The organism is Nitrospira sp. CMX1, assembly GCF_054902215.1.
Window position 1 is genome coordinate 16182 of record NZ_JBUBKD010000063.1, and the last position, 15660, is coordinate 31841.

A 15660-nucleotide genomic window follows, 5' to 3' on the forward strand; every position below is an offset into this window, starting at 1 on the left:
TGGAGAGCATGACGATCTTCGATCGAACGATGCGGTTGCTGGAGCGTACGTTGGACCTTCGCAGTGGTCGGCAACGGGTGATTGCCTCGAATCTCGCCAATGAAGAAACTCCGGGGTATCGAGCGTCCGAGCTGACGTTTATGGATCAATTGCGGTCAGCACACAAAGGACGTCTCCCCATCGTCTTGGCAGCGACCCAGTCGGGACATTTCGGTCTACAGGGACCGCAGGGGATGCAGTCTGTCACTGGAAAACTCAATGAAGTGCCGGCCGGAGATATTCCCCTCGATGCCAACTCCGTGAATCTCGAATTGGAGATGGCGAAATTGTCCGAGAACGTGATGCAGTACAACGCCGCTGCCACCATCCTCACAAAAAAGTTTAACGGATTGTTGAGCGCGATACGGGAGGGAAGATAACGGAGTGTTGAGCCTTCCACGGTAGGGAGGCTGATGATGCGTCACTATTGCTATCAGGAGGTTCACCATGGAGATGTCCGACAGTTTGGCCGTTTCGGTTTCAGGGTTAGACGCCCAACGGCGACGACTCAACGTCATCGCCAGTAATCTTGCCAATGCGCAGTCGACCAAAACACCGTCCGGCGGTCCGTATAAACGCCGAGATGTGGTGTTTCGATCGACGGCCGTTCCCAGCGCATTTCAGCGATCCTTTCGGCAGGTCGCGTTGGGTCCCTCGGCCCATGCTCTTGAAGGGGTCTCTGTCTCACGGGTGCTGGAAGATCCCAAGCCTGGGCAGCTGATCTATGATCCGCATCATCCGGATGCCGATCCGAAAGGATTCGTCAAGTTGCCCAACGTCAATGTCATGGAGGAAATGGTGAATATGATCGGGGCGTCCCGTGCCTATGAGGCGAATGTGCAGGCGATCAATGCAACACGCGCCATGTGGAACAAGGCGCTGGAAATCGGGAGGTAATGATGGGGCAGATTACGGGTGTGACGACCGGCATCGCTCCCATCGCCGATGTCGCATCGGTCGGATCGACGGGAACAGCCGGAAGAGCGGGAGGCCCAGGCTTCGTCGATTCACTCAAGTCGGCCATCGGCAACGTCAATGATGCCCAACGAGAGGCGAGCCGAGCGGTAGATGCGCTCATGACCGGCGATACGCAGGATATTCATCGGACCATGGTCGCACTGCAGCAAGCCGATGTGTCGTTTCAATTGATGATGCAGGTCCGAAATAAGCTCGTGGCTGCCTACGAGGAAATTCAACGGATGCAGATTTGATCGAAGCCGGCGACTGACGACTAAGGGGTGGGCATGTTTTCCAAGTTCTCCATCAATCAACGGATGATCGTCCTTGTTGCGTTGGCGGGGTCGATCGCAGGATTGATCGCCATCGCATTGTGGACGCAACAGCCTGATATGCAGGTGTTGTTTACCCATCTCGGCAGCGAAGATGCCGCAGCCATCATCGACAAGCTCAAAGAAACCAAGGTGCCGTACGAAACGACCGGCGGGGGGGCGACCGTACTGGTGCCTAGCGACCAGGTTCATGAGCTGCGCTTGCAACTGGCGACTCAAGGGCTTCCCCACGGCGGTGGAGTTGGGTTCGAGATTTTCGACAAGACCTCGATCGGGATGTCTGAATTTGTTCAGAAGCTGAACTATCGTCGCGCGTTGCAGGGTGAGTTGGCGCGAACCATTGCGCAGATGCCGGAAGTGGAACGGGCACGCGTTCACCTGGCCATTCCGGAACGGCGATTGTTCGCGAGCGAACAGGAGAAAGCGAGAGCCTCCGTGATCGTGACGCTTCGTGGCGGACAGCAACTCTCACCATCACAAGTGCAGGGGGTCATTCATTTGGTGTCGAGCAGTGTGGAAGGGCTTCAATCTCGTGATGTCACGGTGGTGGACGGGCATGGACGTCTCTTGTCGACGACGGCGACGGATGAGACGGCCGGGCTTACCAATACGCAACTCGATTATCAACGAAACATTGAAAAAGATATCGAGACCCGCATTCAGACAATGTTGGAACGCATCGTCGGGCCCAATAAGGCAGTGGTGCGTGTGTCCAGCGTGGTGGATTTCCGAAAGGTCGAGACGACGGAAGAGCGCTATGATCCGAATAGTCAGGTGGTGAGGAGCGAACAGCGAGGCCAAGAGAAGTCCAACGGGACCAATGGGGTCGGTGGTGGCGTGCCCGGTGTTCAATCGAATGTGCCGCCGGGGACGGATCTTGAGCCGTCACAAACCAGTTCGAACAGTAGTCAAACCAAGAACGAAACCGTGAACTATGAGATCAGCCGTACCGTCTCAAAAATTGTGGAACCTGTCGGGGCCATCAAGCAGTTGTCCGTCGCCGTGTTGGTCGACGGGGTGTATGAAACGGCAAAACCCACTGAGGGCCAGACGGGGGAGGCAACGACTGCAGCACGAAAATATACGCCACGATCGGAGGAGGAGCTCAAACGTATCGAAGACATCGTGAAGAAGGCGATGGGGTTCTCGGCTGAGCGACAAGATCAGGTACAAGTCGTGAACGTTCAGTTTGGAACCGAGCCGGAAGAACCGCAGACCGCCGCGGCAGAAGCCGCGTCCGAGGGACTGAAACCCTGGATGCCCTACCTTCGCTATGGGGTCGGCATTCTACTCTTTGCCGTCATTCTGTTGTTTGTCGTGCGGCCGTTGCTGGTTATGTTGGGGGCAACGACGGAACAGGCGCGGGCAGAGACGTCTGTGGCTGAGCTTTCCGGTGCAACCGCATCGGCTGGATCGAGCTTGACGAGTGGTCCGGATCGAGCCCAAATCATTGATATGGCCAGAAAGAATCCTGATGCGACGGCGGTGGTCGTCAAAGAATGGTTAAAGAATCCAACGTAGCGTGTGGCGATGGCACATACACTGACTGGTGAACAAAAAGCGGCGATTCTGCTTCGTGCGATCGGAGAAGAAGCGGCGGCCCAAGTCATGAAGCAACTGGATCCGAAGGAGATCAAGAAGCTGGGAAGCTTCATGAGCGGGACTGCCCAGATTTCCCGGGAGGATGAAGAAGCGGTCATTTCAGACTTCCAGACGGCGAGCGCTTCCGGCGGCGTTCAATTTCAAGGGCGAGAGTTCATCAAAACCGTGCTGACAAAGGCACTGGGGCCAGAGAAAGCGGCGCGGATCATGGAGTCGATGACGCAGAAAAACTATCCTGGGATTGAGGCCTTGAAGTGGGTCGACGTGAAAACGCTCACGCAAATGTTGAAGATAGAACATGCGCAAACAGTCGCCGTGATTCTTGCGCATCTGGAGAGCGACCAGGCCGGGCAGGTCCTGGCCTCGCTCCCCGAGGATATGCGAGGGGATGTCGCGCTTCGGCTTGCCACAATGGAAGAGGTGCAGCCGGATGTGTTGGAGGAACTGAGCGATACGTTGCAGGAAACCTTGTTGACGGGCACAGGGGGGGGCGCACATAGCGTCGGAGGGGCCGAAGTTATCGCCAATATTCTGATGCGAATGGATAAAACCAATGAAGGCGGGATCATGGCTCGTATCACGGAGAAAAGCCAAACGCTCGCCGATAACATCCGGGCGCTGATGTTTGTATTTGACGACATGGTGAAAGTGGATGATCGTGGAATCCAGGAACTCATGAAGGAAATCAGCAAGGAAGACTTGCCCGTGGCTCTGCGTGGCGCAAATCCGGAGGTGAAGGACAAGTTCTTGAAGAATATGTCGAGTCGTGCTGCAGAAATGTTGAAGGATGATATGGAAGCCAGGGGACCGGTTAAAGTGTCGGATGTCGAAAAATCGCAACAAAATATCCTGAAGGTCTGTCGAAAACTGGAGGAAGAAGGCCGTATTGTCATCGCCGGGGTCGGAGAGGAGATGCTCTAGTGGCAGCATCGGCTATGCCGGCGGTGACCACTCACAAGCGAGAACGCTCCCGGGTTCAGGGCACTGTCCTTGTCGTCGATGACGAGGAAAGCATTCGGAATCTCTTCCTGGAACTATTCGGGTCGGAGGGCATCGGTGTCCGCGTTGCCAGTTCAGGACAGGAAGCGATGGCGATGGTCAAGCAGATAGCGCCGACTCTGTTGATTGTCGATGTGTTGCTGCCGGATGGAGACGGCATTGCCGTTCTGGAAGAAGTACAGAAAATCGACAATCGGATCATCGGAGCGGTGATGACTGGTGCGGCGACCATCGAGCTTGCTGTCCGAGCGATGAAGGCCGGGGCTCTGGAGTTCTTCTTGAAGCCGTTTCAGACTGAGGTGCTCATTGCCGCAGTCCGTCGTTTGCTGGGGATTCATCGTGCACGGGCGGAGAATTCGGTGGTGAAACATGCGACCGTGCAGTCTGGTGCGGTTCGACTGCAGAATTTGCCCTTTCATACATTTGAAGAGGGAGGGGTATCACGAAGAGCTGATGGGCCGGAGGAATACGCACGCGGAATGGCGGACGGACGGCGGGAAGTGGAGGTCCAACGGCGGCAGGACCTGACCGTGCTGATCAATGCCGCCCAACAGTTTGACATGGCGAGCAAGACGGTGCGGCAGACGATGGAAGAGGATGTGATCAGACTCGCGTTTCAAGTGGCCTCCAAAATCCTGCACGAGTCGGCCGACTCGTGCAAGGAACAAATCATTGTCCAGGCTAAGGCTGGAATCAATGCGCTGCGAGACGCTGAGAGCGTGCTGATACAGGTACACCCATTAGACGTCAGCGTGTTGGAGGCTGCCAAGGCTGAGCTGTTGTCAGAACGGGACACCGCTTTGGTGATTAACGTGGAAGCCGTCCCATCACTCCCACGGGGAAGTTGTCTTCTGCATACGAGTACGCGATTAGTCGATGCGTCCCTTGATACGCAGTTGGCCCGGTTGGGCCATGCCGTGCAGCATAGGGGCCAACGTGAGTCTTAGCCATTTCATCGAGCACGTTGAACCCCTTGAGATCTCAGGACGTGTGGCTCAGGCCGTAGGGATGGTGGTCGAAGGATATGGTCCGATGACGACCGTCGGCGAGCTCTGCCATATCACGAGGGAGGTGGGTGAGGGCCCGATCATCGCAGAGGTGGTCGGATTTCGTGGAGATCGTGTGCTCTTGATGCCGCTTGGAGAAATGCGCGGAATCGGACCTGCCAGCCGCGTCACCATGACAGGGCAGGTGGCGAGTCTGGCGGTCGGACCTGACTTGTTGGGTCGGATTCTGGACGGATGTGGGAACCCAATTGACGGGAAGGGGACCGTGAAGACGAGCCAGTGGTATCCACTACACGCCGAGGCACCGAACCCACTCCAACGGGCCCGTATCCAGGATCCACTTGATCTTGGCGTTCGATCGATCAATGGATTCCTGACTTGCGGACGCGGGCAAAAGATGGGGATTTTTTCAGGATCAGGGGTCGGAAAGAGTGTGCTGCTTGGGATGATCAGCCGCTATACCAAAGCGGATGTCAATGTTATTGCCCTGATCGGGGAACGAGGGCGAGAGGTGAACGAGTTTCTTGAGCGTGACCTGGGAGCGGAGGCGCTTGCGCGGACCGTTGTGGTCGTCGCCACCTCAGACCAGGCCCCTTTGATACGTCTGCGAGCTGCGTTGGTGGCCACGACGATTGCCGAGTATTTCCGTGATGCCGGACAACAGGTTCTCTTGTTGATGGATTCACTCACACGATTAGCCTATAGCCAGAGAGAGGTCGGATTGGCCATCGGCGAGCCACCGACGACAAAGGGGTATACACCGTCTGTGTTCGCACTCCTGCCGAAACTCTTGGAGCGTGTGGGAACAGGGCCGGGGCCTGGAACGATTACTGGCCTGTACACAGTGTTGGTAGACGGCGATGACCTGAGTGATCCCATTGCCGATACGGCCCGTTCGATCTTGGACGGCCATATTGTGCTGTCACGCACCTTGGCTGCGCGCAATCACTTCCCGGCCATTGATCTGCTCCAGAGCACAAGCCGTGTCATGCGGGACATCGTCGGCAAAGCACACCATGATGCCGCCAGACGGGTTCTTGAATTGGTGGCTCGGTATCAGCAGTCCGAAGACCTCGTGTTATTGGGCGCTTACAAGTCTGGAATGAATGCGGGACTCGACAAAGCCGTTCAAGCCCAAGATGCGATCAACGGGTATCTCCGACAAGCGATCGACCAGCCGGCGAGCTTGGCGTCATCGGTGCAGGAGCTGGAGGTGCTCGCCAGGCAGGCGGCATGAGTCTTGATTCAATCCGGAAGGTGCACGCGCAGACCGTTGAGTTACTGATGATGGAACTGTCCGATATTGCCCACACACTCACACGTAGTGAAGAGCAGTATCGCAGTATGGAAATTCAGATTCAGAGGGATGCCGAGACCTATGCACAACGGACCAGGCAGGGCATAACGATCGAGGAACTGTTGGAATGGCAGGGGAAAATGAGTGCCCATCGGGACGCGCTGCAGGAAGTCCATGCCTCGATTAATCGTGCGACTGGTTTATGGCAGCAGACCCAGGAGCGTCTTATTCAAGCCAGGCAGGAGTGCAAGCTTCTTGAGCGAGTTGCTGAACGGCGGAAGACAGCCGTGTGTGCGGTGATGGCCAGACGGGAGCAACGAGAGACGGATGAAGCGGCACATCGTCAGGTCTCCATTCGAGGAAACGGCAAATCATGAAGAGCCGAGCGAGACATATGAAGAGTTCGCCGTTCATCCTCAGTAGTCGGTGGTCATGGGCTGTGCCAGGATTGAGGATGAATCGGCGTGGGTCGCTCTGGACGATGGTCGGGGGATTGGTCGTCTCGACGGTCCTGTTCTGGGTCATGGTTCAACTGGGTCAAGCCTCTTCGGATCCCAAGCTCAAAGCCCAGACACCGCAACCTGCTGTCAAACAAGAAGGGCAACCATCTGCCTCAGGGGGGGCACATCATGAACCCGAAGCCAAGGACGGGATAAATGCTCCAGCCCGATCGACACCGCAGGGGCCGGCGATCGAGATACCCCGTGAAGTGCTTGAGATGTTGGACCAACGAAAGCGTGATCTCGATCGACGTGAAGAGGTCCTGCGTCAGAATGAAGAGCGGCTCATGATTGTGAGGGGTCAGGTTGAGGAGCTGCTTGAGCAAAACGAGGCCCTGGAAAAGCGAGTACAGAGTGCAAAGGCCAAAGAGGAACGGCCTGCAGCCCAATCGACCAAGATCCATGCGGACAAAGATCGTGCGGCACAGGAACAACGGACTCAGCTGGCCAAAATCTTCGAATCGATGCCGTCGGAGGATGCCGCGGCACGTCTTGAGCGGATGCCGGACAGAAAAGCGATTGAGATTCTACGGATGGTCAAGTCCAAGACTGCAGGGGCGATCCTTTCTCAGGTGAAGGCAGATCGAGCGGCAAAGCTCACCGAACAGTTGCTGGTGCAAACTCCCTAGCCCACATTACTCCCGATCGTTTCGACAACCGTCGATACATCACCGTGCAGTTTCATCCCTCGACCGTCGGCTTATCGCTGGGTCGATCCTGAACGGGGTCGAAGTCTCAACGGACTCAGTACGAGCGGCATGCCCTACGCGTTGACCTATTCTCATTGAGAGATTAGGATAGACCTATGTTTCGATTGTTCTCATCAGTCGCGTTGGTGGCAATGTGTCTTGGAGGACCGGCTGTTTCCAGGGCTGGCGACACCGTGAATTCTGATCAACCGTTCCAGGAGGTGCTGAGCCTGAACCTTCTTCGATCGTTATTCAACCAGGCGGTGAATCAGCTGGAAGATCACGTGGAAATCTCCGGTCACCTGAGCCAAGCTGACTCGACCACAAATGGCCAACGGTCTCTGCGTTTCAAGTACTATCCAGAAGGCAAGTCTAGGTCCAATCGGCATCTCAGTGCGGAAGGCTCGTTCAGTTCTGCTCCGGAGTCCGGACAACTGGATTGGCATTTCCGCTTCAAATTGCCGGAGGAGCGCGCCAAGGCCAATCTGCAGCACATCGAGAGCCCGTTATAAGGAGCGTTGAAGCGGGCTCGTTTCTCTCCGGATCCCTTTTGCCTACCGCTCAGAAAAAAATTCCCCCTTCACGATGAGAGTGGTCTCGAGTCTTCTTCCCACGTCTTTGTAATTCGCTTACTTAGAAATGACTGATTTGGCATAGGGCTTGTATTCCACTTGCCAGAATTCTAACAAGGACTGGTCTAGGTGGACTTCGCTGCTCTCAATGTGCCTCTCGCTCCAGCCGGTTCCCCGGTGACTAGGAGTGCCGTAACAAGTCGGACTGTCAACTCCTCTGAATCCAGTTCTGTTGAAAAAGGCTTCTCGTCGGTACTCCATAGAGTTCGGAGCGAGGAGGGCAAGGGCGGTAGTAGTACAACGGAGGATGTTCGTTCATCGAACAAGACGGAGCACCCTCCCCGTTTCAAGGAGACCAAGGGCCTTCGTGCTTCGTCGTCTCACATCGAACGTTCCGACACCATGTCCGATCAGGTGACAAACGAAAGTATAAGCAAAAATGGTAAGGACAAGGACGAGAAGAATTCAAAGGCCGAGCCAGAATCTTCTCAGCAGGGCACTGTCGGTTCAGCCTCAGAAGAGCAAGGCCTTGCGGTACTTGCATCAGCCATAGTGGTGCCGGGGCAAGGGCACGTAACAAATCAGACGGAGCTCGATTCCAAGGACGACGTTCAGTCAGTCAAGAGCGGAGATGAATCTGTCGGAGGCTCGGCGAAGCCTGCCGTGCAGGCTTCTGTCTTGATGAATTCTTCTCTGACTACACCTGAGCCTACTGAGAGCCATTTTTCCGATCATGATGCGGTTACCCCGCCGCAGAGTGCACCGGAGCAGAAAGTGGATGCCTCGATGACTCAGAAGAAAGCCAATTCGCAAGTTGCGTTAGTTGACAATAAGGGTCTGCCGATCGTGGTCGATCAGAGCGGGAACAAGGCAACCGAGCATGTTGACACTCGTCCAGTTCCCATAGAGGCGCAAGCGGAAGCGACCATTTCGTCTCTTCCCGAACCTGGCGCTCAGCGTGTGGCTCAGGTGTCCACCGACACGATGGTGTCAGACGTGAAGTCAACCCTCGTCAAGGTCGTCGCAACTGAAGGCAAAAACCTTCCACCCGCTGCTTCACCCATTGATCAGCCTCATGCGTTTGCACAGCCTTCCGGAGAGCAGGAAGACCCCAGTTCGAAACCACAAGTGGTACTTCCTCATGAGCAATATGTGAATGATGAAAGGACGGAACATATCAGCGAGTGGTGGGCAGATCAACATGGTCGACAACCAAGCACCCCTGAGAACCAGGCTTCTCAAATGAAAGCTGATCCTCTCCCCGTCATGAACGGTCAGACCGTGGAATCTTTTGCTGTGGCCTCACAGAGTCAGGCGACTCTGGCTCCTACAACGTCTTCTGGCTCGCCTACATCTCATACACATCCACCTCTGCCTGTTGTTGAGCTCAGTCCACAACCCCTTGCCTCAACGATTCGATCAGTGGTGGTGGATGTGGCTCAACCGGATTTGGGACATGTGAACATCCGCGTCGCCATGATGAACGATTCCGTCCATGCTCATTTCTCGACCGATCGAACCGAGGTTGGACAGTTTCTTATCAATGGACAAGACCGGCTTCAAACGACGCTGCAAGCGAGTGGACTTGATATGGGGCAATTCCGGGTCGACATCGATCGTCAGAATGGTGGGCGGTCGTTCCAACAGGGATTGTTTCAAGAACAGGGGCAATCCGGACATCAAGGATTCCAGGGGGGCGCGAAAGAGCAGGCTCAAGGATGGCCGGATGACACTCGCTCGTTACTCCAGGGGCGACTGAATTTGGTGGCCTAAGAAAAGGGAGACGCCAGATGGCCGAGATATCAGGAATCAACTCAACAACGCCTACGCCGGCATCGCAACAGACCGGGCCAAAAACGCTGGGGCAGGATGATTTTCTCAAGCTGCTGGTAACGCAGCTCAAGAACCAAGATCCGTTGAAACCGACCGACAATACGGAATTCATTTCTCAACTTGCTCAATTCAGCCAGTTGGAACAGAGCTCGAAGCAGGCTGATCTTCTGCAAAAAAGCCTCGATGCGCAAACGGCCTCCCAAGAGTTCTCATTGGTTCCCATGATCGGACGTACCGTGACCGTCGGTCAGCCGCTTATTCAGCTCGGTTCTACACCGGCTACGTTTGGATACACGCTGGATAAGAACGCCACAAAGGTTGATATCAGTATCATAGATTCCCAGGGGCAGGTTGTGCGGAATTTAGAATATCGTGACCGATCATCTGGAGCCAATGTTGCCGATTGGGATGGCAAAAACAACAATGGAGTCACCATGCGATCGGGTCTTTATCGCTATGTTATTTCTGCGACGGACTTAGAAGGCAATGCCGTGAAGGCAGAGGGCCGTGCCTCTCTTACCGTGTCCGGTGTCCGAATGGACCAGGGGCAAGCCAAACTTCTTGTTGGTGATGTGGCAATTGATCCGTCCACAGTCGTCGAACTGCGATAATTAAGAGGAGGATTGAACCGATGGGAATTCTATCGTCGCTGTTTACAGGCGTCAGTGGGCTCAATGCAAACGGAAATGCATTATCAGTCGTGGGAAACAATATCGCGAATATAAGCACGGTCGGGTTCAAATCGAGTCGTTCCGTGTTCGCCGACTTGGTCAGTTCGTCACTGGGAGGGGCGGGTGGCGCGATTCAGACTGGTTTGGGAGTTGCGCTCAACGGAGTACAGGGAGACTTCAGCCAGGGGTCGCTCAGCACCACGAGCAATTCGCTCGATCTTGCCATTGACGGCAACGGCTTTTACGTCCTTCGCGATGCAGCTGGCGCGGCGTACTATTCTCGCGCAGGACAGTTTCATCTGGATTCGCAAAATCGTATTGTCGACCCAAGCGGATTCTTTCTTCAGGGGTATCAGGTCGATGCCAGTGGTCTCACTACTGCCAACATCAGCGGTGTCACGCTTCCCACGACAACGGCTCCGCCGAATCCGACCAGCACGGTCGACATCGGCGCCAATCTTAATTCGCAATCGACGTCCGGGACGTTCTCGCTTACAGACCCCGCTGGGACCGCTCAGTTTTCTACGTCGCTCACTGTGTATGATTCCGTCGGCAACAGTCATCTCCTCACCACTTATTTTACAAAGACCTCAGCGAATACCTGGACCTATAACATCGTGGGCAGTTCGAATGAGATCGTCACGGGCAATTACAATGCCGCCAACATTAATACTTCGAATGGGATCGTGCGGTTGGCGTCCGGCAGCCTGACGTTCACGACATCCGGTGCGCTTGACACCGAGAGTGTGGTCACAAGCTATGATAGCGGCACCGCCGGAGGCACGGCCGGAAGCACGGTCGGACAGTCTCAAATCGATTTTGTCGGCGCGACTCCGAATCAGGCGATTACCTTCAATTTCGGCACAAGTGTGACGACTGATGGAGGGGCCGGAATGAATTTGACGACGCAATTCGGAGCGGCCTCAGGGTTGGTTCAACAATCTCAGAATGGATTTGGCGCCGGAGCGCTCCAGACGTTCAGCGTGGAGACCAATGGGATGGTCAACGGGAGATTCTCCAATGGGCAGGTTCGTCCGTTGGCCCAGTTGGCGTTGGCGAGATTCCCGGATCCGCTCGGTCTTGTGCGAACCGGAAAGAACACGTTTGCCGAATCCGGCACCTCCGGACAACCCTTAATCGGCGCGGCGACCTCTGCCGGCCTTGGGAGAGTCCTCTCCAATACCCTGGAGTTGTCCAATGTGGATCTTGGCGAACAGTTCATTGACATGATTGCCGCGCAACGAGGGTTCCAGGCAAATTCCAGAGTCATCACGACTTCGGATGAGGTGCTTCAAGAGTTGGTCAACTTGAAACGATAGGTTCATCGGTTCTAGCCCGGGAGGAACAGTCTTCCCGGGCCGTACGTTCAGCCTGAAACGCGTCCGCCCATCACGTCAGTTTCTTGACGGTGTCAATCACTCGCCTGACGGTACAGTCGTAAAGTGCCGGTTACCTGGGCTACTTCTTATAAAACTTCGCGTCAAATACATCTATTGCGAAGTATCGAGGCCGGTGGCCACAAATCGTTCAATGGCATATGCATTGCAGACGCTTTAGGGGGCGTTGAGGCCTTCAAGGAGGAGCTATGGCAGATGCAGCCGAGACGGATGACAAAACTTCGGGAGTGGCCCCTGCTCCGGCATTTCCAATCAAGTTGCTCATCATTGTGTCAGTGGTCGCCCTCCTCTTCGGCGTCGGAGGAGCGATCGTGGCCGTCAAGTTCTTCGGCGGATCCGACAAAAATGCCGAACATGCCGACGAGCATAAAGCCGAGGCAGCGGCCAAGACCGACCCTCATAGCGAAGCGGGTGGCAAACCAGGACAGGCGACAGCCCCAGGGGTCATGTTTGACCTGGATCCGTTCATCGTGAATTTGGCGGATGTGCCGGATGTGCGCTACCTGAAGCTGACGGTCAAGCTTGAAGTCGACAATGATGCGGTGTCCGCCGACCTGTCGGCGCGCGTTCCTCAGGTCCGTGATGCGGTGTTGGTGTTGCTCAGCAGCAAGGATGTGAATGCGGTGAGGACCACGCAAGGGAAGTTTCAGTTGCGGGATGAGATCACACAGCGGATCAATGGGCTGCTCCCCAAGCCGGGCGTTCGTTCGGCCTATTTCACGGATTTCGTCGTTCAGTAACGATCGCCAGCATGGAAAAAATCTTATCACAAGACGAAATCGATGCACTTCTGAAGGGGGTCGTCTCAGGAGACGTCGACACGGCTCCCAAGGAAAGTGAACCGACCGCAAAGGGAGTCACGGCATACGATTTATTCAATCAGGAGCGGATCATTCGCGGGCGAATGCCTACGATGGAAATGATCAACGATCGGTTTATTCGCCGTCAATCCGTTGCCTGGACCAATATGTTTCGTGATGCCATTGATTTTTCGGTGGTCGGGACCCAAGTGGTCAAGTTCGGCGAATTTCTCAAAAAGATCCCACAACCCGCTTCATTGAATGTGTTTCACATGTCCCCCTTGCGCGGGAGCGCGCTCTATGTAATGGACGCATTTCTCGTCTACTTGATCATCGATTACTTCTTTGGCGGCAAGGGGCAAACTCACGTGAAACCGGAAGGTCGAGACTTTACCCCGGTGCAGTTACGCGTGATCAAAAAGCTATTGCTTCAGGCGTTGGCTGATCTTGAAAAGGCGTGGCACGCTGTCGCGCAGGTGAAAGTGGAATACGTACGATCGGAAAGCAACCCGCAATTTGCAATGGTGGTGACGTCTTCTGAAATCGTGATGGTCGTGACGTTGCAGGTGGTTCTTGGGGAAACCGCCCGTGAGCTCTACATTGTGTATCCCTACACCATGCTCGAACCGATCAAGGAAAAATTGTATTCCGGCTTGGTTTCCGACCAAATCGACCAGAATGGTGACTGGAGTCAACGATTCCAAGACCGCCTGCAGGAATGTCCTTTGCCGATTGTGGTCCGGCTGGGAACCGCCACGGTAACCGTCAAGGATGTGCTCAACTTCTCCCCCGGTGATGTGGTGTTACTGGATCAGCGACCGGGAGATCCGCTCGAATGTTTTATCGAAGGATACAAGAAATTAGAAGGGAGTCCTGGGATTTACAAGGGCAATCACGCATGTCGCGTGACCAAAGTGCTGACCTAAACAGGACCGGAGGACGCGAACGACCATGGCCGAATCAGAATCCACGACATCTCCGAATCTTCAGGCCAGTGGAGGGACTTCTCCACAGCTCGCATCGTTTCCGCCTGTTCAGGGTTCCGAAAGCGGAGGCAGTCCGAAGAATATCGATTTTATTCTGGATATTCCCATGAACGTCACGGTGTATGTGGGATCCAGCAAAATGGCGATCCGCGACCTGTTGCAGTTGGCGCAGGGGTCTGTCATCGAGCTTGACAAATTAGCAGGCGAACCAATGGACGTGATGGTGAACAATAAACTGGTTGCGCGCGGCGAAGTCGTCGTGGTGAACGAAAAGTTCGGTGTTCGGTTGACTGATGTTGTCAGTGCGGCCGAACGTGTTCAGCAATTGCGGTGAGTGCTGAGAAGGAGAGCCTGTGATCGACATATGGGACAGCCTGATTCGAACGGTCTCGGCGCTGGCCGTGGTGTTGCTCTGTATCGGCATCGTCGCCTGGGTGGCTCGTCGGATGATGGGAGGGCGGGCAGGGAAGTCCAATGGTCAGCCACTGGTCCAGGTGCTGGCCAGTGGCTACCTTGCTCCACGCAAGACGATCAGTCTTGTGGAGGTCGCCGGCGAGTACCTCATTGTTGGGGCGACAGCGACGGATCTCATTCCCCTCGGACGGATCAGCGATACCGCGCATCTACGGAAATTGCTCGGGTTACGAGATCAAAAGCCGTCCACTGAGACGACCTCGGTCCCAGGAGGGGATATTGCCTCATGGCTTCAACGACAACCGCTTCAGTGGGCTGATCATGAGAAGGAACCGCATGGTCGCTGATCACGTTCATTCAAGATTCCTCGGCAGGTTGATTGTCGTCGGGGTGGGGATGCTGCTTGTGGCGTCGACCGCGGACGCAGCCGCAAACGGCCCATCCGTCAGCATTGATTTGGGGACCGGCGGGCCGAAACAGATTGCCGTGGTTCTCCAGATTCTCATCCTCCTGACGGTGCTCTCTTTGGCGCCGGCCTTATTCATCATGGTCACGTCGTTCACCAGGATCGTTATTGTCTTGGCGTTCTTGCGCCAGGCGCTTGGGACTCAAGCAGTGCCCCCGAATCAAGTGTTGTTGTCCTTAGCTCTGTTCCTCACGGTGTTCATTATGGCACCGGTCGGACAGTCGGTGTACAGCAACGCGCTGCAGCCGTTGCTTGCCGAACAAATCTCCTATGAAGATGCGTGGAAGAAGGGGATCGAACCCGTTCGAGGGTTCATGCTGAAACAGGTGCGGGACAAAGACCTTGAGTTGTTCATTCAGTTGAGTCGCATCCCCAAGCCTGATCGGGTGGAAGAGGTTCCCACCCATGCCATCATTCCCGCATTTATTCTGAGCGAGTTGCGGATTGCCTTTCAAATCGGGTTCTTGATCTATATTCCCTTTTTGATCGTCGACATGGTCGTTGCGAGCATCTTGATGTCGATGGGTATGATGCTCCTGCCGCCGGTCGTGATCTCCCTCCCATTCAAATTGATCCTCTTCGTGTTGGCTGACGGCTGGTATCTGGTCGTCGGCTCGATGGTGCGCAGCTTTCAGTGACTTCACGATCCTTCGTGTGCGTGGGGCGACAGGGCTTGTGGATGAGTCTGCTGGCAACGAGTTGAGACGAGGACCTGTGAGGAGAAAGCCATGACACCTGAAATAGTAACGGAACTGGGTCGGCAGGCGCTGGAAACTACGCTCCTCGTTTCAGCTCCGATCCTCGGACTGAGTCTGATCGTCGGGCTGCTCATCAGTGCGTTTCAAGCCATGACTCAGCTCAACGAGGCCACGCTGACGTTCGTCCCGAAAGTGTTGACGCTTTTCGGAGCGCTCTTGGTGTTTCTTCCGTGGATGTTGAACGTCATGACGACGTTCATGGCGAATCTCCTGATGAATATTCCCAACTACGTGCACTGACACATTGCTGAACGACGATGGTGATGTGTGACGTTCCGGGGGGGATGGCGAGCTGCTCAGCGACGTGAGGATGAGGTTGAACGGACCGTTGTGAGGTCTGC

At 55.3% G+C, this 15660-nt stretch carries 19 protein-coding genes; all 19 read left to right on the forward strand.

Features of this window, described 5'->3' with window-relative positions:
* Nucleotides 1-8: 8 nt before the first annotated feature.
* The 19 genes from flgB (at nt 9) to fliQ (ending at nt 15559) form a co-directional block, all read left to right on the forward strand.
* Nucleotides 9-419, forward strand: a complete 411-nt coding sequence (flgB, locus tag ACYX34_RS15675; protein ID WP_462077512.1) for a flagellar basal body rod protein FlgB — start codon at nt 9-11, stop codon at nt 417-419.
* Nucleotides 420-486: 67 nt separating this feature from the next.
* Nucleotides 487-936: a flagellar basal body rod protein FlgC gene (gene flgC / locus ACYX34_RS15680; protein WP_462077513.1), complete on the forward strand. Its 450-nt coding sequence runs from the start codon at nt 487-489 to the stop codon at nt 934-936.
* Nucleotides 936-1250, forward strand: a complete 315-nt coding sequence (fliE, locus tag ACYX34_RS15685) for a flagellar hook-basal body complex protein FliE (RefSeq protein ID WP_462077514.1) — start codon at nt 936-938, stop codon at nt 1248-1250. The genes flgC and fliE overlap by 1 nt, the downstream gene beginning before the upstream one ends.
* Before the next feature lie 33 nt (nt 1251-1283).
* The gene (gene fliF, locus ACYX34_RS15690; protein ID WP_462077515.1) at nt 1284-2849 is read left to right on the forward strand and encodes a flagellar basal-body MS-ring/collar protein FliF; all 1566 of its coding nucleotides are present in this window, start codon (nt 1284-1286) and stop codon (nt 2847-2849) included.
* Between the two features lie 9 nt (nt 2850-2858).
* Nucleotides 2859-3851, forward strand: a complete 993-nt coding sequence (gene fliG / locus ACYX34_RS15695) for a flagellar motor switch protein FliG (RefSeq protein WP_462077516.1) — start codon at nt 2859-2861, stop codon at nt 3849-3851.
* A complete protein-coding gene (locus ACYX34_RS15700) occupies nt 3851-4876 on the forward strand; it encodes a FliH/SctL family protein (RefSeq protein WP_462077517.1) in 1026 nt (341 codons plus the stop codon). Before fliG ends, ACYX34_RS15700 begins: the two co-directional genes overlap by 1 nt.
* Nucleotides 4866-6173, forward strand: coding sequence for a FliI/YscN family ATPase (locus ACYX34_RS15705; protein ID WP_462077518.1), 1308 nt, complete (start codon nt 4866-4868; stop codon nt 6171-6173). The genes ACYX34_RS15700 and ACYX34_RS15705 overlap by 11 nt, the downstream gene beginning before the upstream one ends.
* Nucleotides 6170-6610: a flagellar export protein FliJ gene (locus ACYX34_RS15710; RefSeq protein ID WP_462077519.1), complete on the forward strand. Its 441-nt coding sequence runs from the start codon at nt 6170-6172 to the stop codon at nt 6608-6610. The genes ACYX34_RS15705 and ACYX34_RS15710 overlap by 4 nt, the downstream gene beginning before the upstream one ends.
* A gap of 77 nt (nt 6611-6687) precedes the next feature.
* Nucleotides 6688-7362, forward strand: a complete 675-nt coding sequence (locus ACYX34_RS15715; RefSeq protein WP_462077520.1) for a MotE family protein — start codon at nt 6688-6690, stop codon at nt 7360-7362.
* Between the two features lie 176 nt (nt 7363-7538).
* Nucleotides 7539-7934 (forward strand): hypothetical protein, encoded by a 396-nt coding sequence (locus tag ACYX34_RS15720; protein WP_462077521.1) that lies wholly within the window; start codon nt 7539-7541, stop codon nt 7932-7934.
* An 846-nt stretch (nt 7935-8780) separates the two neighbouring features.
* Nucleotides 8781-9767 (forward strand): flagellar hook-length control protein FliK, encoded by a 987-nt coding sequence (locus tag ACYX34_RS15725; RefSeq protein ID WP_462077522.1) that lies wholly within the window; start codon nt 8781-8783, stop codon nt 9765-9767.
* 17 nt (nt 9768-9784) lie between these two features.
* Nucleotides 9785-10438, forward strand: coding sequence for a flagellar hook assembly protein FlgD (locus ACYX34_RS15730; protein WP_462077523.1), 654 nt, complete (start codon nt 9785-9787; stop codon nt 10436-10438).
* 20 nt (nt 10439-10458) lie between these two features.
* On the forward strand, nt 10459-11817 hold the full coding sequence (locus ACYX34_RS15735; protein ID WP_462077524.1) for a flagellar hook protein FlgE: 1359 nt from the start codon (nt 10459-10461) through the stop codon (nt 11815-11817).
* A 266-nt stretch (nt 11818-12083) separates the two neighbouring features.
* Nucleotides 12084-12635, forward strand: a complete 552-nt coding sequence (locus tag ACYX34_RS15740; protein ID WP_462077525.1) for a flagellar basal body-associated FliL family protein — start codon at nt 12084-12086, stop codon at nt 12633-12635.
* Between the two features lie 11 nt (nt 12636-12646).
* Nucleotides 12647-13621, forward strand: coding sequence for a flagellar motor switch protein FliM (gene fliM / locus ACYX34_RS15745; RefSeq protein WP_462077526.1), 975 nt, complete (start codon nt 12647-12649; stop codon nt 13619-13621).
* Between the two features lie 25 nt (nt 13622-13646).
* On the forward strand, nt 13647-14015 hold the full coding sequence (fliN, locus tag ACYX34_RS15750; RefSeq protein ID WP_462077527.1) for a flagellar motor switch protein FliN: 369 nt from the start codon (nt 13647-13649) through the stop codon (nt 14013-14015).
* 19 nt (nt 14016-14034) lie between these two features.
* Nucleotides 14035-14442, forward strand: a complete 408-nt coding sequence (locus ACYX34_RS15755; protein ID WP_462077528.1) for a FliO/MopB family protein — start codon at nt 14035-14037, stop codon at nt 14440-14442.
* Complete coding sequence (gene fliP, locus ACYX34_RS15760; RefSeq protein WP_462077529.1) at nt 14432-15199, forward strand: flagellar type III secretion system pore protein FliP; 768 nt, start codon at nt 14432-14434, stop codon at nt 15197-15199. The genes ACYX34_RS15755 and fliP overlap by 11 nt, the downstream gene beginning before the upstream one ends.
* 90 nt (nt 15200-15289) lie before the next feature.
* On the forward strand, nt 15290-15559 hold the full coding sequence (fliQ, locus tag ACYX34_RS15765) for a flagellar biosynthesis protein FliQ (protein WP_462077530.1): 270 nt from the start codon (nt 15290-15292) through the stop codon (nt 15557-15559).
* Nucleotides 15560-15660 lie beyond the last annotated feature (101 nt).

Bases quoted from the DNA above. Each gene is read 5' to 3' on its own strand.
- flgB (WP_462077512.1), top strand. From the start codon at position 9: ATGACGATCTTCGATCGAACGATGCGGTTGCTGGAGCGTACGTTGGAC.
- flgC (WP_462077513.1), top strand. From the start codon at position 487: ATGGAGATGTCCGACAGTTTGGCCGTTTCGGTTTCAGGGTTAGACGCC.
- fliE (WP_462077514.1), top strand. From the start codon at position 936: ATGATGGGGCAGATTACGGGTGTGACGACCGGCATCGCTCCCATCGCC.
- fliF (WP_462077515.1), top strand. From the start codon at position 1,284: ATGTTTTCCAAGTTCTCCATCAATCAACGGATGATCGTCCTTGTTGCG.
- fliG (WP_462077516.1), top strand. From the start codon at position 2,859: ATGGCACATACACTGACTGGTGAACAAAAAGCGGCGATTCTGCTTCGT.
- ACYX34_RS15710 (WP_462077519.1), top strand. From the start codon at position 6,170: ATGAGTCTTGATTCAATCCGGAAGGTGCACGCGCAGACCGTTGAGTTA.
- ACYX34_RS15715 (WP_462077520.1), top strand. From the start codon at position 6,688: ATGAATCGGCGTGGGTCGCTCTGGACGATGGTCGGGGGATTGGTCGTC.
- ACYX34_RS15720 (WP_462077521.1), top strand. From the start codon at position 7,539: ATGTTTCGATTGTTCTCATCAGTCGCGTTGGTGGCAATGTGTCTTGGA.
- ACYX34_RS15725 (WP_462077522.1), top strand. From the start codon at position 8,781: ATGACTCAGAAGAAAGCCAATTCGCAAGTTGCGTTAGTTGACAATAAG.
- ACYX34_RS15730 (WP_462077523.1), top strand. From the start codon at position 9,785: ATGGCCGAGATATCAGGAATCAACTCAACAACGCCTACGCCGGCATCG.
- ACYX34_RS15735 (WP_462077524.1), top strand. From the start codon at position 10,459: ATGGGAATTCTATCGTCGCTGTTTACAGGCGTCAGTGGGCTCAATGCA.
- ACYX34_RS15740 (WP_462077525.1), top strand. From the start codon at position 12,084: ATGGCAGATGCAGCCGAGACGGATGACAAAACTTCGGGAGTGGCCCCT.
- fliM (WP_462077526.1), top strand. From the start codon at position 12,647: ATGGAAAAAATCTTATCACAAGACGAAATCGATGCACTTCTGAAGGGG.
- fliN (WP_462077527.1), top strand. From the start codon at position 13,647: ATGGCCGAATCAGAATCCACGACATCTCCGAATCTTCAGGCCAGTGGA.
- fliP (WP_462077529.1), top strand. From the start codon at position 14,432: ATGGTCGCTGATCACGTTCATTCAAGATTCCTCGGCAGGTTGATTGTC.
- fliQ (WP_462077530.1), top strand. From the start codon at position 15,290: ATGACACCTGAAATAGTAACGGAACTGGGTCGGCAGGCGCTGGAAACT.